Annotated in this window: 21 protein-coding genes and 3 pseudogenes; 13 read left to right on the top strand and 11 right to left on the bottom strand. The window is 72.8% G+C overall.

From position 1 onward, the window contains the following. Positions 1-85: 85 nt before the first annotated feature. Both ACQEVS_RS16840 and ACQEVS_RS16835 read left to right on the top strand, forming a co-directional pair. The gene (locus ACQEVS_RS16840) at positions 86-592 is read left to right on the top strand and encodes a hypothetical protein (protein WP_433021254.1); all 507 of its coding nucleotides are present in this window, start codon (positions 86-88) and stop codon (positions 590-592) included. Between the two features lie 114 nt (positions 593-706). Further along, positions 707-1,270, top strand: a complete 564-nt coding sequence (locus ACQEVS_RS16835; RefSeq protein ID WP_185940311.1) for a bacterial proteasome activator family protein — start codon at positions 707-709, stop codon at positions 1,268-1,270. A gap of 85 nt (positions 1,271-1,355) precedes the next feature. Here ACQEVS_RS16835 and ACQEVS_RS16830 read toward each other — a convergent pair whose 3' ends face one another. Further along, on the bottom strand, positions 1,356-3,071 hold the full coding sequence (locus ACQEVS_RS16830; protein ID WP_433021252.1) for a protein kinase domain-containing protein: 1,716 nt from the start codon (positions 3,069-3,071) through the stop codon (positions 1,356-1,358). 370 nt (positions 3,072-3,441) lie between these two features. On the opposite strand from ACQEVS_RS16830, the gene ACQEVS_RS16825 reads away from it, so the two are divergent. Beyond that, entirely contained in the window at positions 3,442-5,133 is a 1,692-nt protein-coding gene (locus tag ACQEVS_RS16825) for a protein kinase domain-containing protein (protein ID WP_433021250.1), read from the top strand. Positions 5,134-5,192: 59 nt separating this feature from the next. Here the strand turns inward: ACQEVS_RS16825 and ACQEVS_RS16820 are convergent, their stop codons facing one another. The 4 genes and pseudogenes from ACQEVS_RS16820 to ACQEVS_RS16805 all read right to left on the bottom strand — a co-directional run bounded on the left by ACQEVS_RS16820 (position 5,193) and on the right by ACQEVS_RS16805 (position 7,933). Beyond that, on the bottom strand, positions 5,193-6,188 hold the full coding sequence (locus ACQEVS_RS16820; RefSeq protein ID WP_433021248.1) for a phosphotransferase: 996 nt from the start codon (positions 6,186-6,188) through the stop codon (positions 5,193-5,195). 32 nt (positions 6,189-6,220) lie between these two features. Beyond that, positions 6,221-6,679, bottom strand: a pseudogene (locus tag ACQEVS_RS16815) (phosphotransferase); the annotation flags it as partial. Between the two features lie 15 nt (positions 6,680-6,694). Continuing rightward, positions 6,695-7,150: a pyridoxamine 5'-phosphate oxidase family protein gene (locus ACQEVS_RS16810; protein WP_433021246.1), complete on the bottom strand. Its 456-nt coding sequence runs from the start codon at positions 7,148-7,150 to the stop codon at positions 6,695-6,697. A gap of 123 nt (positions 7,151-7,273) precedes the next feature. Continuing rightward, complete coding sequence (locus ACQEVS_RS16805) at positions 7,274-7,933, bottom strand: response regulator (RefSeq protein ID WP_433021244.1); 660 nt, start codon at positions 7,931-7,933, stop codon at positions 7,274-7,276. A gap of 370 nt (positions 7,934-8,303) precedes the next feature. Here ACQEVS_RS16805 and pdhA point away from each other — a divergent pair, with 370 nt between their 5' ends. From pdhA to ACQEVS_RS16775, 6 genes are all read left to right on the top strand, one after another. Continuing rightward, positions 8,304-9,455, top strand: a complete 1,152-nt coding sequence (gene pdhA, locus ACQEVS_RS16800; protein WP_433021242.1) for a pyruvate dehydrogenase (acetyl-transferring) E1 component subunit alpha — start codon at positions 8,304-8,306, stop codon at positions 9,453-9,455. After that, complete coding sequence (locus tag ACQEVS_RS16795; protein ID WP_433021240.1) at positions 9,455-10,435, top strand: alpha-ketoacid dehydrogenase subunit beta; 981 nt, start codon at positions 9,455-9,457, stop codon at positions 10,433-10,435. Before pdhA ends, ACQEVS_RS16795 begins: the two co-directional genes overlap by 1 nt. 21 nt (positions 10,436-10,456) lie before the next feature. Next, a complete protein-coding gene (locus ACQEVS_RS16790; protein ID WP_433021238.1) occupies positions 10,457-11,962 on the top strand; it encodes a dihydrolipoamide acetyltransferase family protein in 1,506 nt (501 codons plus the stop codon). Positions 11,963-12,432: 470 nt separating this feature from the next. After that, the gene (locus ACQEVS_RS16785) at positions 12,433-13,263 is read left to right on the top strand and encodes a helix-turn-helix transcriptional regulator (RefSeq protein WP_433021236.1); all 831 of its coding nucleotides are present in this window, start codon (positions 12,433-12,435) and stop codon (positions 13,261-13,263) included. Between the two features lie 333 nt (positions 13,264-13,596). Then, positions 13,597-14,181, top strand: a complete 585-nt coding sequence (locus ACQEVS_RS16780; protein ID WP_433027623.1) for a GntR family transcriptional regulator — start codon at positions 13,597-13,599, stop codon at positions 14,179-14,181. Between the two features lie 7 nt (positions 14,182-14,188). Next, entirely contained in the window at positions 14,189-15,478 is a 1,290-nt protein-coding gene (locus ACQEVS_RS16775; RefSeq protein ID WP_433027620.1) for an MFS transporter, read from the top strand. Positions 15,479-15,574: 96 nt separating this feature from the next. Here the strand turns inward: ACQEVS_RS16775 and ACQEVS_RS16770 are convergent, their stop codons facing one another. After that, positions 15,575-16,405: a maleylpyruvate isomerase family mycothiol-dependent enzyme gene (locus ACQEVS_RS16770; protein ID WP_433021234.1), complete on the bottom strand. Its 831-nt coding sequence runs from the start codon at positions 16,403-16,405 to the stop codon at positions 15,575-15,577. Between the two features lie 130 nt (positions 16,406-16,535). On the opposite strand from ACQEVS_RS16770, the gene ACQEVS_RS16765 reads away from it, so the two are divergent. After that, positions 16,536-17,315, top strand: a complete 780-nt coding sequence (locus ACQEVS_RS16765; protein ID WP_433021232.1) for a carbon-nitrogen family hydrolase — start codon at positions 16,536-16,538, stop codon at positions 17,313-17,315. Between the two features lie 176 nt (positions 17,316-17,491). Here ACQEVS_RS16765 and ACQEVS_RS16760 read toward each other — a convergent pair whose 3' ends face one another. Beyond that, the gene (locus ACQEVS_RS16760) at positions 17,492-18,289 is read right to left on the bottom strand and encodes a hypothetical protein (RefSeq protein WP_433027617.1); all 798 of its coding nucleotides are present in this window, start codon (positions 18,287-18,289) and stop codon (positions 17,492-17,494) included. Between the two features lie 195 nt (positions 18,290-18,484). Continuing rightward, positions 18,485-18,688: pseudogene (locus ACQEVS_RS16755) on the bottom strand (helix-turn-helix transcriptional regulator); the annotation flags it as partial. 453 nt (positions 18,689-19,141) lie between these two features. On the opposite strand from ACQEVS_RS16755, the gene ACQEVS_RS16750 reads away from it, so the two are divergent. From ACQEVS_RS16750 to ACQEVS_RS16740, 3 genes and pseudogenes are all read left to right on the top strand, one after another. Continuing rightward, positions 19,142-19,276, top strand: coding sequence for a hypothetical protein (locus ACQEVS_RS16750; protein ID WP_433021230.1), 135 nt, complete (start codon positions 19,142-19,144; stop codon positions 19,274-19,276). Between the two features lie 3 nt (positions 19,277-19,279). After that, complete coding sequence (locus ACQEVS_RS16745; protein ID WP_433021228.1) at positions 19,280-19,468, top strand: hypothetical protein; 189 nt, start codon at positions 19,280-19,282, stop codon at positions 19,466-19,468. 162 nt (positions 19,469-19,630) lie between these two features. Next, positions 19,631-21,471, top strand: a pseudogene (locus tag ACQEVS_RS16740) (NHL domain-containing thioredoxin family protein). Positions 21,472-21,486: 15 nt separating this feature from the next. Here ACQEVS_RS16740 and ACQEVS_RS16735 read toward each other — a convergent pair. The 3 genes from ACQEVS_RS16735 to ACQEVS_RS16725 form a co-directional block, all read right to left on the bottom strand. Continuing rightward, entirely contained in the window at positions 21,487-21,711 is a 225-nt protein-coding gene (locus ACQEVS_RS16735; RefSeq protein WP_433021226.1) for a DUF6458 family protein, read from the bottom strand. 302 nt (positions 21,712-22,013) lie between these two features. Continuing rightward, entirely contained in the window at positions 22,014-22,625 is a 612-nt protein-coding gene (locus tag ACQEVS_RS16730; protein WP_433021224.1) for a DUF4232 domain-containing protein, read from the bottom strand. Between the two features lie 96 nt (positions 22,626-22,721). Beyond that, positions 22,722-24,011 (bottom strand): M18 family aminopeptidase, encoded by a 1,290-nt coding sequence (locus tag ACQEVS_RS16725; RefSeq protein ID WP_433021222.1) that lies wholly within the window; start codon positions 24,009-24,011, stop codon positions 22,722-22,724. Positions 24,012-24,057: the final 46 nt, after the last annotated feature.

Raw genomic sequence — 24,057 nt, 5'->3', positions numbered from 1 at the left:
GCCGTCCCTGCCTCTGACGCCTTCGGCGGCCCTGCCCGCGCCGGTGCCGGTGCCGTCGGTGCTGCCGGCGCCGCCAGGACCGCTGATGCCGTCCGCGCCCATCGCACCGCTCCCGTCCCTTCCGGCCCTCGCGCCGCCGGGCCCGCTGCTGCCCGTCGATCCGGCCCTGTCTCTCACCTCGCCTCGGCCCCTCGCGCCGCCACCGGTCCTCGCACCCGCGCCGCCCGTACCCCCCGCCCCCACCGACGCCGGGCGCCTCGCGGGAACCGTCGCGGGTCAGGGGCGCCCGCACCCCGGACGCGCTCCTGAGAACCCTGCCAACGCCGAGAACCCCGAGAACCCTTCCGGGCCGGGGCCGGACCCCTACGGGTCCCCGGCCCCCGGCACCGGCGCCGACCCCGAACCCGCCTGGACCCCGGCACAGATCGTTCCGGAACCCCCGGTACGGCCCGCGCCCGCCCGCGCCGGCGTGCGGAACGGCCGGGCCGCCCCGGACGAGGAGCCCGTGATGCGGGTCCTGCCCCTGGGGACCGGCATGACCCTCACCGGCCTGGGCCTGGGGTTCCTCGCCCTGCGCCTGCGGCGGCGCTGACCGGCGTGCGCGCCGGTCCGTCCGGCGGGGCACACCCGCACCGCGCACCCCGGTGGATCAGACGCGTACGGGGGCATCACCAGGGGGAAATCATCTGTGCGAGAGAATGGCGGCATGGATATGCCGAGGAACGAACGGTCGCAGGAGAGCCCGCACATCCTGGTCGTAGGCCCGGACGGCATGGCTCTCGGCAGCACCAGCCCCGGCGGCGGGGCGGGTGACGACGAGTCGCGCGAGGTCCCCGTGACGGAGCAGGTCGAACAGCCCGCGAAGGTCATGCGCATCGGAAGCATGATCAAGCAGCTGCTGGAGGAAGTACGCGCCGCGCCCCTGGACGAGGCGAGCCGGGTCCGGCTCAAGGAGATCCACCACAGCTCCGTCAAGGAACTGGAAGACGGGCTCGCCCCCGAGCTCGTGGAGGAACTGGAGCGGCTGTCGCTCCCGTTCACCGACGACAACATCCCCACCGAGGCCGAACTCCGCATCGCCCAGGCCCAGCTCGTCGGCTGGCTCGAAGGGCTCTTCCACGGCATCCAGACGGCGCTGTTCGCCCAGCAGATGGCCGCCCGCGCCCAGTTGGAGCAGATGCGCCGCGCCCTCCCGGCCGGCATCGGCGACGACGACGGCGAAGGCGGCGGCAGGGGCCAGCAGGGGGCGCGCTCGGGCCCGTACCTGTGATCCACGGGGGCCCGTAGGGCCAAGGGACGTACACCGGAGACCGGTTGCCGCCATACAGCGGCGGCCGGTCTCCGGCTTTCCGCCGTCAGGAAGCCGGGTCGCCCGTCGAGACAGTGATGACGATCGTCGTGGTCTTCGGGTCGAACGGATCATTCTTTTGAGGGTTCTGCATCACGACCGTGCCCTTGCCGAACACGTTCTCGTTCTGCTTGTCCTCGCGGTATCGCCAGTGAGCGGCCTGGAAGCACTGCTTCACCGACTCGGCGGTGACGAAGGTGACCTCCGGCATGCTCGTCTTGGTCTTGTCCAGGAAGCTGGGGCGCGCGTTGGTGCACTTGTCCGCGTCGATGACCTTGGACTTGTCGCCGTCGACGTGCTTGTTGCCCACGCCGCCGCCCCCGTTGCCGCCGCCCGTCGAGCCGTTGGAACCGCCGGAGGAGCCGCCCACCGGGACCGGGGCCGCGGACTGTGAGACCTGGGCGACCGGCTTGTCCGCCTTGGCGGGGTCGTCGTTCTTGTTGTCCTTGAGGGCGACGACGGCGATCACGGCGATGACCGCCAGCGCGGCGACGATGGCCGAGCCGATGATGACCGGCTTGTTGCCCCGGCCACCGTTCCCGTTCCCGCCGCCGCCCCCGGCGGAGGGCGCCGGCATGACGCCGGGCGGGGGCGTGTGCGCGCCCTGGTACGACGGGGGCGTCTGGTAGGCAGGGGAAGGGCCGGGAGGCTGGGCCGCGTAATTCGACCCGTACGCCCCGTACGGGTTCTGCTGCGGCGGCGCCTGGTACGGCGTCTGTACGGACTGGATGCCCGGGGCGGGCACCGCCTGCTGGTCCACCGGCGGGAAGACCGCCGAGGAGACCCCGGCACCGCTGCCGGGAGCGGGCGCGTCCCCGGAGATCACCGGCGAAGCGGCCGTGCGTGCCGTACCGGCCACGCGCGCGCACTCGTCCCGCATGGCGGCGGCGCTCGGGAAGCGCTCGTTCGGGTTCTTCTTCAGCGCCCGGGCCACCAGGGCGTCCACCGCCGGCGGGATCGAGCGGTTGATCGTGGAGGGCGCGACCGGCTCCTCCTGGACGTGCGCGTACGCGATGGCCAGCGGCGAGTCCGCGTCGAAGGGCAGCCGGCCGGTCAGCAGCTCGAAGAGCATGATGCCGACCGAATACAGGTCGGAGCGCGCGTCCACGCCGCGCCCCAGGGCCTGCTCGGGGGAGAGGTACTGCGGGGTGCCGACGACCATGCCCGTCTGCGTCATCGAGGTGACCCCCGACTGCATGGCGCGGGCGATGCCGAAGTCCATGACCTTGACCACATCACGCTTGGTCATCATCACGTTGCCGGGCTTGATGTCCCGGTGGACCAGGCCCATCTCGTGGCTGACCTCGAGCGCGGCCAGCACGTCGGCCGTGATCTTCAGCGCCTTGGCCGTCGGCATCGCGCCGTACTGCGCCACGTCCGCGTCGAGGACGGAGCGCAGCGGCTTGCCCTCGACGTACTCCATGACGATGTACGGCATCGTCGTGCCGTCCAGCGCGTCCTCGCCGGTGTCGAAGACGGAGACGATGTTGGTGTGGGTGAGCTTGGCCACGGCCTGGGCCTCGCGGCGGAACCGCTCGCGGAAGGACGACTCCCGGCCGAGTTCCGTGTGGAGGGTCTTGACGGCGACCTGGCGGTCGAGCACGGAGTCGTACGCGAGGTGCACGGAGGCCATGCCGCCCTCGCCGAGCAGGTCGCGCAGCTGGTAGCGGCCGCCGCCGACGGCCCGTCCCGCGTAGCGGCCCTGTGCGCCGTCCTGGCTCATGGTGTTGCTTCCCCCTCGGCGCCGACCGGCGTCGGTCGGTGACGCGACACCCGGGCCGGGCCCGGCTCATAGGTTGGATCCGGCCGGATCCCATCCGGCCGGACACGTATCCCGGCCAAGTGTGCCGCAGGCCAGGGGCACGTCAAGCCGCGTGCCCGTTCCGTGACCGGATGCGCGACAAGCCGTCACGGAATTTGCCTTGCCCGGGCCGCTGCGGGTTTGATTGCCCGTCCATCCCCGACCGGCGCGCGTCGCGGAACCTGTAGCGTGCCTTATCGGAAGACTGCATTGCTCCGCGTACGGCTCAGCAGCGTGAGCACTGCCCCAAGGCTTGGCCCCCGCGAGCGGCCAGACACGACGGCGAGGACTGATGGCACAGACGCAGAGCGCCCAGGGTCCGTCCGACCCTGACGCCAACGGGGGCGGTATGCCCGATGTGCCGGAAATGTGGGGTAACGGCGGCGTGGTCGGCGACGGCCGCTACCGCCTCACCCACCGGCTCGGCCGCGGCGGCATGGCCGAGGTCTTCGCCGCCGAGGACGTGCGCCTCGGCCGCACCGTTGCGGTCAAGCTGCTCCGCTCCGACCTGGCCGAGGACCCGGTCTCCAAGGCCCGCTTCACCCGCGAGGCACAGTCCGTCGCCGGACTGAACCACCACGCCGTCGTCGCCGTCTACGACTCCGGCGAGGACATCGTCGGCCGCCAGACCGTGCCGTACATCGTCATGGAACTGGTTGAAGGCCGCACCATCCGGGACCTGTTGCTCAACGCGGAGGCACCGCCGCCCGAGCAGGCGCTGATCATCGTCTCCGGGGTGCTCGACGCGCTGGCCTACAGCCACCAGCACGGCATCGTGCACCGCGACATCAAGCCCGCCAACGTCATCATCACCAACAACGGCGCCGTCAAGGTCATGGACTTCGGCATCGCCCGCGCCCTGCACGGCGCCGCGTCCACCATGACCCAGACCGGCATGGTCATGGGCACCCCGCAGTACCTCTCCCCCGAGCAGGCGCTCGGCAAGACCGTCGACGCCCGGTCCGACCTCTACGCGACCGGCTGCATGCTGTACGAACTGCTGGCGCTGCGCCCGCCGTTCACCGGCGAGACCCCGCTCTCGGTCGTCTACCAGCACGTTCAGGACAATCCGGTCCCGCCGTCCCAGGTGCTGGACTCCGTCCCGCCGGAGCTCGACGGACTCGTCATGCGCTCCCTGGCCAAGGACCCGGACGACCGCTTCCAGAGCGCCGAGGAGATGCGCTCGCTCGTCCAGTACAGCCTCCAGATGCTGCACGAGGCCGGCGGCCACAGCGGCGCCTGGGACACCGGCCAGATCCCGGCCGCCGCGGCCACCCAGGTCCTGGGCGGCGTCGGCCTGGGCCAGACCACGGCCATGCAGCGCCCGCAGCACGGCGACACCTCGCCGCAGCGGATCCTGCCCCAGGGCATGGGCGGGTCCGGCGACGACGACTACGAGCCGGGCGGGCACGGGCGGGGCGGCGGGGGCAGCCGCAACAAGCTGATCGCCATCGTGGTGCTGGTGGCGGCGGTGGTGGCCGCCGTGGCGGCGTACGCGGCGATTGGCAAGGACAAGGGAGCCAAGAAAGAGGAGCCCGTCAAGACGCCGAGCCACTCCGCGTCCCAGACCCCCGGCCCCACCGGCTCCTCCTCCACCCCCAAGGGCGAGAAGTCGTCCGAGCCCGACAACGGGACCGGCTCGACGGGCGGTACCTCCGACGAGAACGACAGCTACGGCAGCACCGGCGGGTCGAGGCACCGCTACACGAAGGCGCCCACCACGGATCCGACCCGGGAACCGTCGGGTGAGCCGACCGGCAACAAGCCGACCGACGACGGCAAGGGAACCACGTCCAAGGGCACCAGCGAGGGGAACGGCAACAACCCCACCAGCAACCCGGGTAACGCGAACAACCCGGGCACGGCGAACAACCCGGGTAACGCCAACAACCCGGGTAACGCGAACAACCCAGGGTCGGCCAACAACCCGGGTAACGCGAACAACCCCGGCAACACCAACGTCACCACTGACAGCGTGTCGTGAACACGCGGGCCCGGTGACCGGGCCGTTCCGACCGCCGAGGCGGGGCTTCGTGCCCCGCCTCAGTCCGTGAACGCGTCCCGCACGTCCTCGTACGAGCCCGTCCACCACACCGCCAGCGCCGCCGACGCCGGGAAGCCGGGGTCGGCGCGGTGGTCGCCGAGCTGGTAGCGCCAGCGGAGCATCCAGAAGTCGTTGAGGCGCTCCCACCACACGCGGTGCACGGCCGCCGCGAGTTCCTCGGGGCCGGCGCCGGTGGTGCGCCGGTAGGCGCGGGCGTACGGGCGTATCTTCGCGAAGTCGAGGGTGCCGTCGGGGCGCAGGAAGAAGATCACGGCGGCGCGGACGGCCTCCTCCGCGCGGGGGCGGACGCCGAGGCGGTCCCAGTCGACGATCGCGGCGGGTTCGGCGTCCCGGTACAGCAGGTTGAGCGGGTGGAAGTCGCCGTGTACCCAGCCGCGCGCCGGGGTCGCGGCCGGGGGCGGGCGGCGGTGGGCGTGCCGTTCCAGCAGGGCCCGGCGTTCGACGAGGCGGTGCTCGGCGAGTTCGTCGAAGGAGTCGCGGGGGCCCCGGCGGACCAGGACCAGCAGTTCCTCGATGAGCGCGTACGTGTCCTCGGGGTCGGCGGCGACGTCCAGCGTGTCGGGGGTGCGACGGGGGTCGGGGGCGTGCCTCCGATCCCCGGACGGTGCCCCGGGCGGCCCCCCAGGGGCGCGCTGAGGGCCCTCAGGGGCGCTCTCGGGGGCCTGGCGCGCCGGTGTCCCCGGCGGGGCGCCCCTGAGCCCCGCGGGACACCTTCCAGGGGCGATGAGCGGCCAGCCGCCCGCCGCGGCACCGACGGCCGCCCCCACCGCGCCGGGCACGAGGGCCGCTCCCGGCCCGTAGGGGACGCCCGCGCCGAGCCGGGCTCCGGTGCCGTCACCGCGCCGCGCGCCGGCCCGCGCGGCCGTCAGCGTCCCGTTCCGCCCGCCCGCGCCGGCGGTGCCGGCCCAGGCGCCCGACGCCGCGCCCGTCACCGCCCCGGCCCGCGCCGCCCGGGTGCCGTCCCCGGTGCCCACCGTCCGACCGCCCGCGCCCTCGGAATCCCACGTTCCGCCGCCCCCGGCCCGGCGACCTCCCGCATCACCGTCTCCAGGCTGACGTGGACGGTGCCGAGCAGCGCGCCCAGGCCGCGCGACTGGGCGGTGGTGAGCTCGCCGCCGTCCCGGTGCCGTCCCTCGACCCACGGGTGCAGCGCGTAGCAGCGGCCGCCGAGGACCGCGACGGTCGATCCGTCCTCCGCCGCCACCGGCGGGGCGACCGGCAGGCCGAGGGCGCCGAGCCGCTGCGTCGCCGCGTGCTGCCGGGCGATGGCGGCCCGGTCGCCGTCGAGGTGGTGCTTGAGGAAGAAGTGGCCCCGGCTGGTGGAGAGTCGGTACCCGTGGTTCAGCAGACCCTCGCTGAGCGGTTCGCAGGCGAGGGGCTCGCCGGCGTGCCGGTAGCGGCGCAGGAGCGTGCGCAGGGTGCCGCCGTCGGGAGGTGCGACAGGGGGGACAAGTGAGCGCGGCACGCCCCAAATGTTAGTTCACGGCGAGTGCGCGGCCTGTCGTGCGGGTACGCCTTCGAGGTGGTGCAGGGTGATGAACTGCGGTTCTATGCACAGGTATTCGGGAAGGAAGGGTGCGTTGTCCGCCGCTCGCGGTGCCGGCCCGAAGTGCAGCAGTTCCACCGGTCCCGGGGTGAACCGCCGTGCGGTACCCACGAATTGGACGTGCCAGACGTCCTCGTCGCCTTCCTCCCGCCCGCCGAAGTTGTCGGCGTTGTAGGCGATGACGCTGCCGTCGCAGGCCCGGCCGTAGCCGTAGCCGCCGTGCAGCCGCACCAGCACGCGCCCGTCGGACACGATGTGCCGGGTGGTGATGACGAACGGGAGTGCGCGCAGGGTCACCGAAAGGTGCCCGTAGGGGGCGCGGCCGAGCAGTTCGAGCGCTCGGTGTTCGTCTGTGGCCGGCGGGGCGGCCGGCTGTACCGGTGCGGGCATGCGCCTTACTCTGCACCGTCACGTCCGGTACACGTAGAGCCACCCGCCCCGTCGCGGGCGGGACGTTGGTCCCTAAACGGGCACCCCGTACGGGATCTCCCGGGGCTGTAAAGCCCCCTCCCCTCAGCGCTTCTCCGCCTGCAGACGCGCGACGTAGGCGGCCGCCTGCGAACGCCGTTCCATGCCCAGCTTGGAGAGCAGGCTGGATACGTAGTTCTTGATGGTCTTCTCCGCCAGGTGCAGCCGCTCGCCGATCACGCGGTTCGTCAGCCCCTCCCCGATCAGGTCCAGGATCCGCCGTTCCTGTTCCGTCAGCGAGGCCAGCCGGTCGTCGCCGCGCGGGCTCTTGCCGTCGCGCAGCCGCTCCAGCACCCGCGCGGTCGCCACCGGATCGAGCAGCGACTTCCCGGCCGCGACGTCCCGGACGGCGGAGAGCAGCTCATTGCCGCGAATCGCCTTCAGGACATAACCCGAGGCCCCGGCCATGATCGCGTCGAAAAGCGCCTCGTCGTCGGCGAACGACGTCAGCATCAGGCACTTGATTCGCGGGTCGAGCGAACGAATCTCACGGCAGACTTCGACCCCGCTGCCATCCGGAAGCCGAACGTCCAGAACGGCGACGTCGGGCCGGGTGGCGGGAATGCGCACCAGTGCGTCCGCGGCGGTACCGGCCTCTCCGACGACCTCGATGTCCTCCTCGGTGGAGAGCATCTCGTGAACGCCGCGCCGCACGACTTCATGGTCGTCGAGCAGAAATACCGTGATTTTTCCTTGTTCGCGCACAGTGTCAGTCTCACACATCGAGTCTTCCCCTGCTCTTGTCCTCCGGGATAACGTGCCGTCGTTCCGGCGGTAACCCTGCCTCGGCGGGGACGGCCCGCAACGCTGTGACCAGTGCTTTGTCGGCCCTTTCTCGATTTACTTGGAAATCCAAGCAAAATCGCAGGTCAGAGAGGGTTTCGCAGGAATGCGGAGTACTGGGTAACGTGCATATTGCAGGCCATTCGGCGGGACACCTGTCACGCCCGGTTCGGCCTCGGCACACCCACCCCGTGTGCCGTCGGGAAGCGGGCGAGCATCCCCCAGCCCCACGGCGGGGGGACCCCCTACGGCCACCGGCGACCCCGGGGGCCGGACAGACGGAGGAGCACACGTGACCGTGGACAGCACCGCCGCGCGCAAGCCGCGGGGCGGCAAACGCGCCGGAGCGAAGAAGCCGGCCGCCGGGGCGGGCGAGCCGGAGCTCGTACAGCTGCTGACGCCCGAGGGCGAGCGGGTCGAGCACCCGGACTACGCCATCGACGTGACGCCCGAGGAACTGCGCGGCCTCTACCGCGACATGGTGCTGACCCGCCGCTTCGACGCCGAGGCGACCACCCTCCAGCGGCAGGGCGAACTGGGCCTGTGGGCCTCCCTGCTGGGCCAGGAGGCCGCCCAGATCGGGTCCGGCCGGGCCACCCGCGACGACGACTACGTCTTCCCGACCTACCGCGAGCACGGCGTCGCCTGGTGCCGGGGCGTGGACCCGACCAACCTCCTGGGGATGTTCCGCGGCGTCAACAACGGCGGCTGGGACCCCAACGAGAACAACTTCCACCTCTACACGATCGTCATCGGCTCGCAGGCGCTGCACGCCACCGGTTACGCCATGGGCATCACCAAGGACGGCGCCGACTCCGCCGTCATCGCCTACTTCGGCGACGGCGCGACCAGCCAGGGCGACGTGGCCGAGTCGTTCACCTTCGCCGCCGTCTACAACGCCCCCGTGGTCTTCTTCTGCCAGAACAACCAGTGGGCCATCTCCGAGCCCACCGAGAAGCAGACCCGCGTGCCCCTCTACCGCCGCGCCCAGGGCTACGGCTTCCCCGGCGTCCGCGTCGACGGCAACGACGTGCTGGCCTGCCTCGCCGTCACCCGGGCCGCGCTGGAGCGCGCCCGCACCGGCCAGGGCCCCACCTTCGTCGAGGCGTTCACCTACCGGATGGGCGCCCACACCACCTCCGACGACCCCACCCGCTACCGGCGGGACGAGGAGCGGGAGCTGTGGGAGGCCAAGGACCCGATCCTGCGCCTCCGCCGCCACCTGGAGCGCGAGGGCCTCGCCGACGAGGAGTTCTTCGCCGCCCTGGAGGCCGAGAGCGACGCGCTGGCCAAGCGCGTCCGCGAGACCGTGCGCGCCATGCCCGACCCGGAGAGCACGGCCATCTTCGAGAACATCTACGCGGACGGCCACGCGCTGGTCGACGAGGAACGCGAACAATTCATCGCCTACCAGGCTTCGTTCGCCGACGAGGAGAGCAAGTAATGGCCACCGAGAAGCTCTCGATCGTCAAGGCGATCAACGCCTCCCTCCGCACCGCCCTGGAGAACGACCCCAAGGTCATCGTCATGGGCGAGGACGTCGGCAAGCTCGGCGGCGTCTTCCGCGTAACGGACGGGCTCCAGAAGGACTTCGGCGAGGACCGGGTCGTCGACACCCCGCTCGCGGAGTCCGGCATCGTCGGCACCGCCATCGGCCTGGCCCTGCGCGGCTACCGGCCGGTCGTGGAGATCCAGTTCGACGGGTTCGTCTTCCCCGCGTACGACCAGATCGTCACCCAGCTCGCCAAGATGCACGCCCGCGCGCTCGGCAAGATCAAGATGCCCGTCGTCGTCCGCATCCCCTACGGCGGTGCCATCGGGGCCGTCGAGCACCACAGCGAGTCCCCGGAGTCGCTGTTCGCGCACGTCGCCGGCCTGAAGATCGTGTCGCCGTCGAACGCCTCCGACGCGTACTGGATGCTCCAGCAGGCCATCCAGAGCGACGACCCGGTGATCTACTTCGAGCCCAAGCGCCGCTACCACGACCGGTCCGAGGTCGACACGGAGGCGATCCCGGGCCCGCTGCACACCGCCCGTACGGTGCGCCAGGGCACGGACCTGACGCTGGTCGCCTACGGGCCGATGGTCAAGACCTGTCTGGAGGCGGCCGCGGCCGCCGCCGAGGAGGGCAAGAACCTGGAGGTGATCGACCTGCGGTCGATCTCCCCGATCGACTTCGACGCCGTCCAGGCGTCCGTGGAGCGCACCCGCCGGCTCGTGGTCGTCCACGAGGCCCCGGTCTTCTTCGGCTCCGGCGCCGAGATCGCGGCCCGGATCACCGAGCGCTGCTTCTACCACCTGGAGGCCCCCGTCCTGCGGGTCGGCGGCTACCACGCCCCCTACCCCCCGTCGCGGCTGGAGGACGAGTACCTTCCGGGACTGGACCGGGTGCTCGACGCCGTAGACCGCGCGCTTGCGTACTGAGGGCTGAGGAGAGTCGTGACGATGACTGCGAGCACAGCGAGCGACCAGCGCTTCCGCGAGTTCAAGATGCCCGACGTGGGCGAGGGCCTCACCGAGGCCGAGATCCTCAAGTGGTACGTGGCGGTGGGCGACACCGTCTCCGACGGCCAGGTGGTCTGCGAGGTCGAGACGGCCAAGGCCGCCGTCGAACTGCCCATCCCCTTCGACGGCGTGGTGCACGAGCTGCGCTTCGAGGAGGGTGTGACGGTCGACGTCGGCACGGCGATCATCTCGGTCGACACCCGGCCCGGTGAGGGGCCGGTGACCCCGCCCGGAGCGATCGACCCGACCCTCGCCGGCGCCCCGGCCGAGCCCGCGGCGCACGCCGAGACGGCGGCCGCGCCGGAGGGCGAGGGCCAGGGGCAGGGCCGGCAGGCCGTCCTCGTCGGGTACGGCGCGGCGCCGTCGTCCACCAAGCGGCGGCCGCGCAAGGCGGCCCGTCCGGAGGCGTCGACGGTCGGCGCGGCGGTCCAGGCGGAGCTGAACGGGCACGCTCCGGTGGCTCCCGCTCCCGCCGCTCCGCCGGTGACCGGTGCTCCCGCCGCTCCGTCGGTGACCGGTGCCCCCGCCGTCGCGGGGAACGCCCGGCCGCTGGCCAAGCCGCCCGTCCGCAAGCTGGCCAAGGACCTCGGCATCGACCTCGCCGCCGTCAGCCCGACCGGGCCCGACGGGATCGTGACCCGCGAGGACGTGCACGCCGCCCACCAGGCGAGCGTGGCCCCGCCGGTGCCGGAGGCGCCCGTCGCCGCCGCCCCGGCCGAGGCACCGGCCGCCGGCGCGTGGGCCGCACGCGAGACCCGGATCCCCGTCAAGGGCGTCCGCAAGGCGACCGCGCAGGCGATGGTGGCCAGCGCCTTCACCGCGCCGCACGTCACGGAGTTCGTCACCGTCGACGTCACCCGCACGATGAAGCTCGTCCAGCGGCTGAAGGACGACCCGGACATGGCCGGGCTGCGGGTCAACCCGCTGCTGCTGGTGGCCAAGGCGTTCCTGGTGGCGATCCGCCGCAACCCGGACATCAACGCCTCCTGGGACGAGGAGAACCAGGAGATCGTCCGCAAGGACTACGTCAACCTGGGCATCGCCGCGGCGACGCCGCGCGGGCTGATCGTGCCCAACATCAAGGAGGCGCAGGCCAAGACGCTCCCCGAGCTGTCGCGGGCGCTCTCCGACCTGGTGAGCACGGCGCGTGAGGGCAAGACCAGCCCGGCGGAGATGTCCGGCGGCACGGTCACCATCACCAACGTCGGGGTGTTCGGGGTGGACACCGGGACGCCCATCCTCAACCCCGGCGAGTCGGCGATCCTGGCGTTCGGCGCGATCAAGCTCCAGCCCTGGGTGCACAAGGGCAAGGTCAAGCCGCGGCACGTGACCACGCTGGCGCTCTCCTTCGACCACCGCCTGGTGGACGGGGAACTGGGCTCGCGGGTGCTGGCCGACATCGCGGCGGTACTGGAGCAGCCGAAGCGGCTGCTCACCTGGGGCTGACGGGCGGACCGGCCGACCTGTCGAAGGGGCCCGGCCGGTCGACGGGCCGGTGGGCTGACCGGCCGGTGGGCCGGTGGGCTGACGGCGGGCCGGTTCCCCGGGGCGGACGGACGGCCTTCCCGGCCGTTTCCGTACCGGGGAGTCGGTTTCCGCGCCCCGCGGTCCGCTCCGGCCCGCCCCTGACCGGCTGTGACTTCTCCGACCGGCTGTGACTCCCTCGGCCGGCTGCGACGTCTCCGACCGGCGGCGACTGTGCCGGCCGGGTACGACGAAGGGCTCGCCCGGGCATGACGAAGGGCCCGGACGCCGTCCGTTCCTCACCCCCTCCAGTGAGGAGCGGACGGCATCCGGGCCCCCGTTCTCACGGCAGAGCGGCCTCGAACCATTCCATCGGCAGGGTGGAATGGCCCGTGTGGGGCAATTTACTTAAGATTGGCCGACACTTGCAGTGTCGGAATCGGAGGCTCCCAGTGACGGGCGCACGCGCGGGCGGAGGTGTTCCGGATCCGGCGGAGGGCGGCGAGTCCATCAGCCGTCTGCTCCGCGCATGGCGGACCCGGGTCGACGCGCGGACCGTCCCCGAGCTGCGCGGCGTCCAGCCCCGACCGGGCCGTCTGCTTTCGCAGCGGCACGTCGCCCGGCTCACCGGCGTCAGCGAGGGCTGGTACCGCGCCCTGGAGGCCGGGCGCCGCCAGGACTTCTCCGAGAACTTCCTGCTCCGGGTCGCCGCGGCGCTCCGGCTGAGCGAGGCGGAGACGCTGACGCTCTTCCTCGCCGTCTGCGGCCGGCGCCCGCCCGGCTCCCCGTGCCCGGCCGGCGAACTCCCGCAGGGCGTCCGGAACCTGCTCGTCCAGCAGACGTCGTACCCCGCCTACCTCTCCGACAACGCGTGGAACATCGTCGCCTCCAACCGCCTGATGGGCGAGTGGTTCCCCTGGGTGCTCCGCCCGGGGGCCAACCTCATGCGCTGGGGCCTGCTGCACCCCGAGGCCCGCGAGCAGATCCTGGACTGGGAGAACAGCTGCGCCCGCGCCTACCTCGCCATGCTCCGCGTCGCCGCCAACAGCAACCCCGGCGACGCCGGGCTGCGGGCCCTGGTCCGCGAGGTCCTGGACTCCGACGCCGACTGCCGCCGCATCTGGGCCGAGGAGCACGACGTCGTCGAACACCGCGACGGGGACGTCTTCCGGCTCCGGCTGCCGTACCACGGCCACGCCGAACTCCGGGTGACCAGCCACGTGCTGCTGCCGATACAGCGCCCGGACCTGCGCTTCGTCTTCATCACGCCGCTGCCCGACTGAGCGCGTACGGCCACTGCGCCGCCGGAGCGATGCGGCGACCCCGGCAAGGCCCCTTCCGTCCAGGCCGCCTACGCCATCGGCACCGCCTCCACCCCCACCCGCTCCCCCGACGCCGCCTATGCCGTCGGCACCGCCTACGCCGCGGTCCGTACCACGCCCCGTCCGTATCGCGGACAGCCCCTCATCAAGGCATCTGTCTTGTATCTATGCTGTGTGCATGCCTTCCACCCCCGCCGCGTCCCCCTTGAGGGACCCCTCCGTGGCCCCTCCACGGCGCCCGCGGGCCGGCCGGCCGCGGCCGACCGCGTCTACGCACACGTCAAGGACGGTGTCCTGCACCGGCGGTACGCCGGTGGGACGCTGCTCACGGAAGGCGGTCTCGCGGAGGCCGTAGGGGTCTCCCGGACGCCCGTCCGGGAGGCGCTGCTGCGGCTGGAGGGTGAGGGACTGCTCAAGCTCTACCCGAAGAAGGGGGCGCTCGTGCTGGCCGTGTCCGCCCAGGAGATCGCGGATGTGGTGGAGACCCGGCTGCTGGTGGAGAAGCACGCGGCGGCCAAGGCCGTACCCGCCCCGCCGGCCCTCATCACCCGGTTGGGGGAACTGCTCGCGGACATGCGCCGGCAGGCCGCCGAGGGCGACCTGGCCGCCGTCTCGGTCAGCGACCGCGCCTTCCACGCGGAGATCGTCCGCAGCGCCGGGAACCAGATCCTCTCCCGCCTCTACGACCAGCTGCGCGACCGCCAGCTCCGGATGGGCGTCGCCGCGATGCACGCCCACCCCGACCGCATCGCCAAGAACATCGCCGAACACGCCGAGATCCTGGACGCCCTGCGGGCCGGGGACGCCCCCGCGGCCATCGCCGTCGTCGACCGGCACGTCAGCTGGGTGCGCACCCTCGCCCAGGGGAACGACCGATGACCGCCCCCTGCCCGGGGCTGCCCGGGACCCGCCGGGCGGCCGGCGGGCGGCGGCGGTGTGGGGCGTCGGGGTCGGCGTCTACTTCGTCGCCATCGTCTTCCGCACCAGCCTGGGCGTGGCCGGGATCGACGCGGCCGAGCGGTTCCACATCAACGCCTCGGCCCTGTCGACGTTCTCCATACTCCAACTGCTCGTCTACGCGGGCATGCAGATACCCGTCGGCCTGATGGTCGACCGCATGGGCACCAAGAAGGTGCTCGCCCTCGGCGCCGTCCTCTTCACCGCCGGCCAGCTGTGCTTCGCGCTCTCCCACTCCTACGCGATGGCCCTCGCCGCCCGCGCCCTCCTCGGCTGCGGTGACGCGATGACGTTCATCAGCGTCCTGCGGCTCGGCGCCCGCTGGTTCCCCGCCCGGCACGGGCCGATGGTCGCCCAGGTGGCGGCGCTGTTCGGGATGGCCGGCAACCTCGTCTCCACCCTCGTCCTCGCCCCGCTGCTGCACTCCCGCGGCTGGACCACGACGTTCGGGGGCAGCGCGGCGGCCGGCGTCGTCGTCCTCGTCCTGCTCCTGGTCTTCCTCCGGGACCACCCGGCGGGGTACGAACCGGAGCCCGCCCCGCACCCGGGCGCCGGCTACGTCCGGCAGCAGATCACCCGCGCCTGGCGGGAGCCCGGCACCCGGCTGGGCATGTGGGTGCACTTCACCACGCAGTTCCCGGCCATCGTCTTCCTGCTGCTGTGGGGCATGCCGTTCCTCGTCGAGGCCGAGGGGCTGAGCCGGGAGACCGCGGGCCGGCTGCTCACCCTCGTCGTCCTGGTGAACATGGCCGTCGGCCTGGTCTACGGCCAGATCGTCGCCCGCCACCACGCCGCCCGGCTGCCGCTCGTCCTCGGCACGATCGGCGCGACCGCGCTCCTCTGGGCGGCCACCCTGGCCTGGTCCGGACCGCACGCCCCCATGTGGCTGCTGATCGCCCTGTGCACGGTCCTCGGCGCCTGCGGCCCGGCCTCCATGATCGGTTTCGACTTCGCCCGGCCCGCCAACCCGCCGGAGCGGCAGGGCACGGCGTCCGGCATCGTCAACATGGGCGGCTTCACCGCGTCCATCACCACCCTGCTGGCCATCGGCGTCATCCTCGACGCGACCGACGACGACTACCGGGCCGCCTTCGCCACCTTCTTCGCCGTCCAGGCGGCGGGCCTGGCCCAGATCCTGCGGCTGCGCGACCGGGTCCGGCGGCGGGAGCGGGAACGGGTGGTGGCGTCGCGGGTGGAGACGGTGCACGTGCCGGTGTGACGGGCGGGGCGGGACGGCCCTATGGGGCGGAGCCCTAGGCGGACCCCTAGGGGAGTCCCCGGGGAGCCCTCGGGAGCGGCCCGAGGGGGAATTCCCTTACGGCGTCACCGCGAACGTCCGCAGGATCGCCTCCGCCAGCCGGGGATCGCCCTCCGCCGAGACCCGGCCCGGCACCCCCTCCGGCCGCACCCGTCCGCAGGCCAGCCGGAGGTACGTCTCCCAGCCCATGGCGAGCGTCGCCGCGGGCCCGAGGGACACGCTGGAGTCGAGCGTGCCCCGCCCCTCCGCGTCGACCCGTACGGTCCGCAGGAACTCCACCGGCCCGTGCACGTCCACGACCACCGCGCTGCCGGGCGGCGCCCCCGCGCCCTTGGCCACCACCTTCGGCAGCCCGGCCAGCAGCACGTCACGGGCCACCAGGGCACCCGGCGAGTCCAGGTTGCCGGGCACGCCCAGCGCCCGCCGCAGGTCCTGCTCGTGCACCCACACGTCGAAGGCCCGCATGGTCAGCTGGTCTTCGAGCGTCCGCTCGGGCCCCCTGCCCAACGGCCAGCGCACCGGCGTCCCCGGCGACCGCGTCTCGTTCCGCAGCTGCCGCGACCGCCGGATGATCGTCAACTCCAGCTCGGACGTCATCTCCAGCGCGGTGTGGCAGCGCCGCACGTCGACCTGCACCTCCACGTACCGCGAGAACTCGTCGGTGACGTGGAACAGGTCCCGGGGCAGCGTGTGGATCGGCCGGGGCTCGCCCAGCATCTCGCTCTCCACCCCGATCACGTGCGAGACGACGTCCCGCACCGACCACCCCGGGCACTCCGTGGGCCGGTTCCAGTCGCCCTCGGCGAGCGGTTTCACCAACTCGTTGATCGCTTCGATGGAATGGGTCCAGGCGTCGATGGCGGGCTGCAGACTGGGGTGGACGGTCACGTGATCCCTCGTGCGGTGCGAGCGTTCGGCGGCATGGTTACGGGGCAAGTGCTGTCTGGGTCTCAGCAGTTAAGTTACGCTGCGCACGGGCAGCACGGCAGAGGTTTCCCGGGCCGAGAGTGGTGGTACTGTGCGCGTCTCCCTGATCCAGCTCGCCGTGGACCCGGCGGAGACGACGGACGCCCGGCGGCAGCGCGCGGCCGGTCTCGTCCGCGCCCAGCGGGGCCGTGACCTGGTGGTCCTCCCCGAGCTCTGGACGGTCGGCGCCTTCGCGTTCGACTCCTTCGCCTCGGGCTCCGAGCCGCTGAACGGCCCCACGGCGACGGCGATGTCGGCCGCCGCGCGGGACGCGGGCGTCTGGCTGCACGCCGGCTCGATCCTCGAACGCGACCCGGACGGCGCCCTGTTCAACACCTCCCTCCTCTTCGCCCCCGACGGCACGCTCGCCCGCACCTACCGCAAGATCCACCTCTTCGGCTTCGACCAGGGCGAGGCCGTCCTGCTGAGCGCGGGCCACGACATCGTCACGGCCCCCCTCCCGGAGACCGTCCTCGGCCTCGCCACCTGCTACGACCTCCGCTTCCCCGAACTCTTCCGGGCCCTCGTCGACGCCGGCGCCCAAACCCTCGTCGTCCCCGCCGGCTGGCCCGAACGCCGCCGCGCCCACTGGACCCTGCTGGCCCGCGCCCGGGCCGTCGAGGACCAGGCGTACGTCCTGGCCTGCGGCACGGCGGGAACGCACGCGGGCGTACAGCAGGCGGGCCACAGCCTCGTGATCGACCCCTGGGGAGAGACCCTGGCCGAGGCCGGCCCGGACGAGCAGGTGCTCACCGCCGACCTGGACATGGGCCGCGTGGCGAGGACGCGCGAGGAGTTCCCGGCGCTGCGCAACCGGGTGCTGGGGCGGTAGGACGGGTCCCCTGCCAGGGGCCGGTGTACGTGCGGTGACCTGCACGTCGAGCCCTGGTTCCCGCCGCGGTGGCGAGGGCGGGCCCCTCCCGGGGGCCGGAGTCTGTGCGGTGATCTCCACGTCGAGCCCAGGCCCGTCCGTAGGGGCGAGGGCGGGCCGCGCGCCCGGAGGGGGCTTCAAGCGGCACCACCGAGGAGGGCTCGCACCTCCGGAACGTCGCCGAACCTCTCCAGTCGCGAGAGCACGACCTTGGCGCGCCGTGCCGTCCTGTCACTGGCCAGGCCGGCGGACAGCGTCATGACCCGCTCCGCCGTCGCCGCCGCTTCCTCCGGCTCGTTGGCGTCGGCCAGAGCGACGGCCAGCCACGACAGGTAGAGCGCGAGTTCCCGCGTGTGCGTCGCGTCGTAGCGGCCGAGGACGTCCCGGAGCGCAGGGACGGCTCGAAGCGGACGGCGCAGCTCCGTGTAGACGCGTGCCTCCATGACCCGCAGCTCTCCGGCGTCCACCCAGTAGAGATAGCCGGGTTCGTCCTCCCCGCCGTGGCCCGCCAGCGCCTCGCCGGCTTCGCTGACGGCCCTCATGGCGGCCTGGTCCTCCCCGGCCTTGGCATGCGCCCACGCCACACGGTCCAGGTACAGGGCGCGCGCCCGTGGCGGTGCCTCGTGGGCGGTCTCAAGGGCCGCGCGGGCCATGCCGAGCCCTCCCCGTACGTCCCCCGTGTTCGTGCGCTGGTAGGCGAGAGAGCCCAGCACATTGCCCGCCAGGGTCGTATCGCCCGCCGTGTGCGCTGCCGACAGCCCCAGCCGGTAGATCCGCTCGGCTTCCGCGTGCCGGCCGGCGTCACTCGCGATCCACCCGACGATCTGCGCCAGCTCCCCGATGACGCCGAGCAGCGACCGGCCCACGGCCTCCGTGTGGGTCCCCTCCCTGAACAGCCGTACAGCCGAGCCGAACTCGCGTAATGCGGGGCGCAACAAGTCTCCCCCCGCGATCACATCGTCCGCGAGCCTGAGCCCGTGCACACGCTGCCGCAAGTCGGCGACGGCGGCCACACCGACGCGTCGTCCCTCACGAGCACCGAGTGAAGCGAGCGGATCGCCCTCGGGCAGGTAGTCGGTCAACGAAGGTGGGGGCGGCTCCACGGGATCCCGTGACGCCCTGAGCGCTTGCACAGGCACCCCAAGAGCCGCGGCGATGAACGGCAACCACTCACGAGGCGTCCGCTTCCCTGTTTCCCACCTGCTGACTTCCTGTCGCCCGACCGGCTGCCCCTGAACGCCGGCGAGGAGACACACCTCCCGTGCCAACCGCGCCTGACTCCAGCCGCGTTGCTCGCGGAACCGCCTGATGTTGGCCGCGACGTTTCCCGTCATGCCCTCAGTCTGGCCGACACCTGGCCTACACGGGGCCGCTGGTGGGTGCACTCCTCCGGCAGGAGGATCACCGGCATGGTCAAGCGAGGAAATGCACCGCAGGCCGCCCTGGAGTGCGCGCCCGCCGTGTCGCACACCAGTGGCCCGCCCATGTACCCGACGCGGGACGAGTGCGGGATCTGCGGTCGGTACCGCAGCGCTGTCAACGGTGCTATGGGGCGCGCCCAATGGGCCCGTGTCCAAGGCTTTCAGGATGAAGCCGACGCCGTTCGCCGCGAGGCCGCCGACTACCGCAAAGGGTGGAGAGAACACCTGGCGCAGGTCCCGCACAGGCCGACGTGACGGCGTCGGGTTCCGTGCTGCGGTCGAGACCCGGCGCATCGCCGACACCGCACAACGGCGTGAGGACGCCCTTGTGCCCACACAGCACCGACCCGAAAGGAGTACGGGTCCATGAACAAGGGGAAGGACGACCGCTGGGACCCGGACGAGAACCGTGACCAGGCCACCGACCCCGCTACGCAAGTCTCCCGGAACGGTAGCGTTTACAGCAGCATGGCCGGCGATGAGGAGCGCGAAGGGAAATAGCGCGTGATCCACGGCGAGCACCTGGCGAAAGATCTGCGACGCGACCACGGGTTCGTGCACATCGGGCGTACCGAGGACGGCAACGCCTTGATCATGCGCAACGGCGACCGCTGGACCGTCGTGCCGCTCCGGTGGCTCACCGGTGACGCCGTGGCCACGATCAAGGCACAGGCCGGGATCGGCCTCGGCTGAGTCGTCCGCTGATCCTCTCGCGGTGTGCGGGCGGGGCCGTTGTACGGACGCTCGCGCGCACCTTCGACGTGTTCCTCCCACCGGCGCGCGGGCGGGGCCGACCGCCTGACCCCGACAGGTGGTTGTGATCCCGCGTTCACAAGCGGATGGCACCCTGGTGTCATGAACGCCGCTTCGCCCGCTCCCCGTCGTCCCCGTGTCCGCGCTCCCGAGCTCGTCGGTGCCGGTGGCTGGCTGAACACGGGAGGCGAGGAGCTCTCCCTGGCCGCGCTGCGCGGGCGGATCGTGATCCTCGACTTCTGGACGTTCTGCTGCGTGAACTGCCTGCACGTCCTGGACGAGCTCCGGGAGCTGGAGGAGAAGCACCGGGACACCACGGTGATCATCGGGGTGCACTCGCCGAAGTTCGTGCACGAGGCCGAGCACCAGGCCGTCGTCGACGCCGTCGAGCGGTACGGGGTCCACCACCCCGTACTGGACGACCCCGAGCTCGTCACCTGGAAGCAGTACGCCGTCCGGGCCTGGCCCACGCTCGTCGTCGTCGACCCCGAGGGGTACGTGGTGGCGCAGCACGCGGGCGAGGGGCACGCGCACGCGCTGGAGACGCTGGTCGCCGAGCTGGAGGCGGAGCACGAGGCGAAGGGGACGCTGCGGCGCGGGGACACCCCTACGTGGCCCCGGAGCCGGTCGCGGGGGAGTTGCGCTTCCCGGGGAAGGTCCTGGCCCTGCCCGGAGGTACGTACCTGGTCTCGGACACCACCCGGCACCAGCTCGTCGAGCTCGCCGCGGACGGCGAGACCGTCGTCCGGCGGATCGGTACGGGGGAGCGCGGGTTCGGTGACAGCCCGGCGCGGTTCAGCGAGCCGCAGGGGCTCGCGCTGCTGCCCGACGGGCGGGTGGCCGTCGCCGACACCGTCAACCACGCGCTGCGCGTCTACGACCCGGAGACCCACGAGGTCGGGACGCTGGCCGGCACCGGCCGCCAGTGGTGGCAGGGCGCGGCCACCGAGGGGCCGGCGCGCGAGGTCGACCTGTCCTCGCCGTGGGACCTGGCCTGGTTCGCGGACCGGCTCTGGATCGCCATGGCCGGCGTCCACCAGCTGTGGGCCTACGACCCGGCCGCCGGCACCGTCGGGGTGGCGGCCGGCACCACCAACGAGGGCCTGGTCGACGGGCCCGCCGGGGAGGCGTGGTTCGCCCAGCCGTCCGGGCTGGCGGCCGCGGAGGACCGGCTGTGGGTCGCGGACTCGGAGACGTCCGCGCTGCGTTACGTCGAGCGCGAGGGCGACGGCTTCGCGGTCCGGACCGCCGTCGGCACCGGGCTGTTCGACTTCGGGCACCGGGACGGCGACGCGGCGCAGGCCCTGTTCCAGCACCCGCTGGGCGTCACCGCTCTGCCCGACGGCTCGGTCGCCGTCGCCGACACCTACAACCACGCGCTCCGCCGCTACGACCCCGCGACCGGCCAGGTCACCACGCTGGCGACCGACCTGCGCGAGCCTTCCGACGCGGTCCTCGACGGTGACGACATCGTCGTCGTCGAGTCCGCCCGGCACCGGCTGACGCGGCTGCGGCTGCCGGAGGAGGCGGTACGGGTCGAGTCCGTGGCCCACCGCACCCGGCGCGAGGCGACCGAGGTCGCGCCCGGCGAGCTGCTGCTCGACGTCGTCTTCCACGCGCCGGCCGGCCAGAAGCTGGACACCCGGTACGGGCCGTCCACGCGGCTGCTGGTCAGTGCCACGCCGCCGGAGCTGCTCGCCGAGGGCGCCGGCGCGGGCACGGACCTCGCCCGGCGCGTCGTCCTCGCGGACGGCGTCGGGGAGGGCGTGCTGCACGTGTCGGCGATGGCCGCGTCCTGCGACGACGACCCTGCTGGGGGCACCCCCTCTGGGGGAGAGTACCCCGCCTGCCATGTGCACCAGCAGGACTGGGGAGTTCCCGTCCGGGTCGTTCCCGGCGGGGCGGACCGGCTGCCGCTGGTCCTGGCCGGGTTCGACGCCTGATTTCCCGTCAGGGGGTCAGCGGACGAACCGGTGGTCCTCCTCGACCACCGGCGCCGCGGGCGGCGGCGGCTGCGTACGGCGGCGCTTGAAGACGGCGACGTACGCGTTGAGGCCGATGAGGCCGGCGGCCATGAGGATCAGGCCGGCGAGGGTGAGGTTGACGCCTTGCATGTGCCAGTCGACTGCGAAGGTGAGGATCGCGCCGGTGGCGATGAGACCGATGCACCATCCCATGCCCATGGCATGACTCCTTCCGGGTGGGGTCGGTCGTTCATCCACGCGCCTACCCCCGGGTGGGGAGGGGATGTGCCCCCGTCCCGCCCTTTCTCCGTTTCTGCGGGAGGGCCCGCACCCCGGCAACGCGGCTGCGCCGCGTTCGTCCTCAAACGCCGGACGGGCTGAGTGGTGTGCCCGGGCGCGCTATCCAGCCTGTCCGGCGTTTGAGGACGAGCGGCGCAGCCGCGATAAGGGGGGTCTGGGGGCACAGCCCCCAGGAATCGGCGAAGTGGGGGTCCCCCTCTGGGGGAGGACCGGGGCGCCCCTCACCCGCCCAGCGCAGCCGCCTCACTCGTCACCCAGTACGACGTCCGCACCGAATCGTCGATCCGCAGCTTCCCGCCCGGCAGCGCCGCCGGGACCTCGCCGCCCTCGACCGGATCCCCGTTCGCCGCCTGGAGGCCGACGGACAGTTCCTTGGCCTCGCGGGCCGTCCCGCCGTCGGGGGAGGTGGGCCGGACGCCGGCGTAGGCGGCCTTCCCGGGCGACAGCCGGACCGGCTCCTTCGGCTTGCTGGCGGCGTCCATGTCGGCGGTCGCCTGGTCCTTGTCGAAGCGGAGGAAGGGGAAGCCGTAGGCGGTGCACTCCTTCTTCGCGGTGGCGACGAGGAGCAGCGCGCCGGCGGGCTTCTTCGCCGGCCGGGCGTCGACCTTCACGTCGGCGGGGGCGCAGGCGTCGCCCTTCTTGGCGCCCTTGCCCGCGCTGTCCTCGCCCGCGGCGCCGGACGGCGCGTCGGAGGGCGTCGCCGCCGCCTGGTCGCTCTTGCCGTCACCGTCGCCCTTGCCGCCGCCGCCACCGCCCCCGCCGCAGGCGGTGAGGGTCAGGGCGGCCGCGGCGGTGAGGGCGACGGCGGTGGTCCGCAGGAGGCGGTGGGTCATGGGTTCCCCCGGGTGGGATGTGGTGGATCGGTGGTGCGCACCGCGCCAACCCGCCCGTGGGTACCGCCGGTTCGAGGCCAGGACTCCGACGGGGTGTCAGCCCGCCAGGAAGGCGGTGAGCACCGAGGCGAGCAGATGCGGGTCGTCCGCGCCGCAGAGTTCGCGGGCGGAGTGCATGGAGAGGATAGCGATGCCTATGTCGACGGTGGCGATGCCGTGCCGGGCGGCGGTGATCGGGCCGATGGTGCTGCCGCAGGGGACGGAGTTGTTGGAGACGAAGTGCTGCCAGGGCACGCCGGCCCGGTCGCACGCCTCCGTGAACGCGGCCCGCCCGCCGCCGTCCGTCGCGTAGCGCTGGTTGGCGTTGGTCTTCAGGATGGGGCCGCCGTTGGCGACGGGGTGGTGGCCGGGCTCGTGCCGTTCCGCGTAGTTGGGGTGCACGGCGTGGCCGGTGTCGGAGGAGAAGCAGATGGTGCCGGCGAAGGCGCGCGCCCGGTCCTCGTACGCCCCGCCGCGCGCGAACACCGAGCGTTCCAGGACGTTTCCGAGCAGCGGGCCCTCGGCGCCGGTGTCGGACTGGCTGCCGTTCTCCTCGTGGTCGAAGGCGGCGAGGACGGGGATGTACGGCAGCGCCTCGGAGCTGACGGCGGCGGCCATCGCGGCGGTGCCGGCGTGCACGGAGACGAGGTTGTCCATCCGCGGCCCGGCGAGGAGTTCGCGGTCGCGGCCGAGGTACGACGGGGGTTCGACGCTGTGCGTCATCAGGTCCCAGCCGGTGATCTCGTCGGCGCCGACGCCCGCCTCCTCGGCGACGAAGCGGACGAGGTCGCCCTCGCGGACGTCGCCCAGGCCCCACAGCGGCGTCATGTGCCGCTGCCGGTCCAGCGTCAGGCCCTCGTTGACGGCGCGGTCCAGGTGGATGGCGAGCTGCGGGACGCGCAGCAGCGCGCGGTCGACGTGGACGAGCCGGTGCTCGCCGCCGCGCAGCGTGATCCGCCCGGAGAGGCCCAGGTCGCGGTCGAGCCAGGTGTTGAGCAGGGTGCCGCCGTAGATCTCGACGGCGATCTGGCGCCAGCCGTGCGCGCCGGTGTCGGGCCGCGGCTTGACGCGCAGGTTGGGGGAGTCGGTGTGCGCGCCGATGATGCGGAAGGGGGTGGCGGCCGTCGCGCCCTCGGGTACGTACCAGGCGATGAGCGCACCGCCGCGGATGACGAACTTGCCGCCCGTGGACGCGTCCCACGCGTCCGTCTCCGCGAGCTGCCGGAAACCCGCCTTCTCCAGCCGGGCCGCGGCGTTGGCCACCGCGTGGTACGGCGAGGGGCTCGCCGCCAGGAAGGACATGAGGTCGTCGGTGTGGCCGCGGTCGAAGCGGTGCGCAGTGCTCATGGCCTCAGGATAAGGAGCGCGGCAAGGGTCGCGGCGGGAACGCGCG

This window comes from Streptomyces sp. CA-181903, assembly GCF_050937075.1.
In the GTDB taxonomy this organism is placed as follows: Bacteria; Actinomycetota; Actinomycetes; order Streptomycetales; family Streptomycetaceae; genus Streptomyces.
Note: the sequence above shows the minus strand (reverse complement) of the source record. Positions and strands in the feature narration are given on the sequence as shown.

Coding starts and splice junctions, on each gene's coding strand:
- ACQEVS_RS16840 (WP_433021254.1), top strand. CDS start 86: ATGCCGTCCGCGCCCATCGCACCGCTCCCGTCCCTTCCGGCCCTCGCG.
- ACQEVS_RS16835 (WP_185940311.1), top strand. CDS start 707: ATGGATATGCCGAGGAACGAACGGTCGCAGGAGAGCCCGCACATCCTG.
- ACQEVS_RS16830 (WP_433021252.1), bottom strand. CDS start 3,071: ATGAGCCAGGACGGCGCACAGGGCCGCTACGCGGGACGGGCCGTCGGC.
- ACQEVS_RS16825 (WP_433021250.1), top strand. CDS start 3,442: ATGGCACAGACGCAGAGCGCCCAGGGTCCGTCCGACCCTGACGCCAAC.
- ACQEVS_RS16810 (WP_433021246.1), bottom strand. CDS start 7,150: ATGCCCGCACCGGTACAGCCGGCCGCCCCGCCGGCCACAGACGAACAC.
- ACQEVS_RS16795 (WP_433021240.1), top strand. CDS start 9,455: ATGGCCACCGAGAAGCTCTCGATCGTCAAGGCGATCAACGCCTCCCTC.
- ACQEVS_RS16790 (WP_433021238.1), top strand. CDS start 10,457: ATGACTGCGAGCACAGCGAGCGACCAGCGCTTCCGCGAGTTCAAGATG.
- ACQEVS_RS16750 (WP_433021230.1), top strand. CDS start 19,142: ATGAACAAGGGGAAGGACGACCGCTGGGACCCGGACGAGAACCGTGAC.
- ACQEVS_RS16735 (WP_433021226.1), bottom strand. CDS start 21,711: ATGGGCATGGGATGGTGCATCGGTCTCATCGCCACCGGCGCGATCCTC.
- ACQEVS_RS16730 (WP_433021224.1), bottom strand. CDS start 22,625: ATGACCCACCGCCTCCTGCGGACCACCGCCGTCGCCCTCACCGCCGCG.
- ACQEVS_RS16725 (WP_433021222.1), bottom strand. CDS start 24,011: ATGAGCACTGCGCACCGCTTCGACCGCGGCCACACCGACGACCTCATG.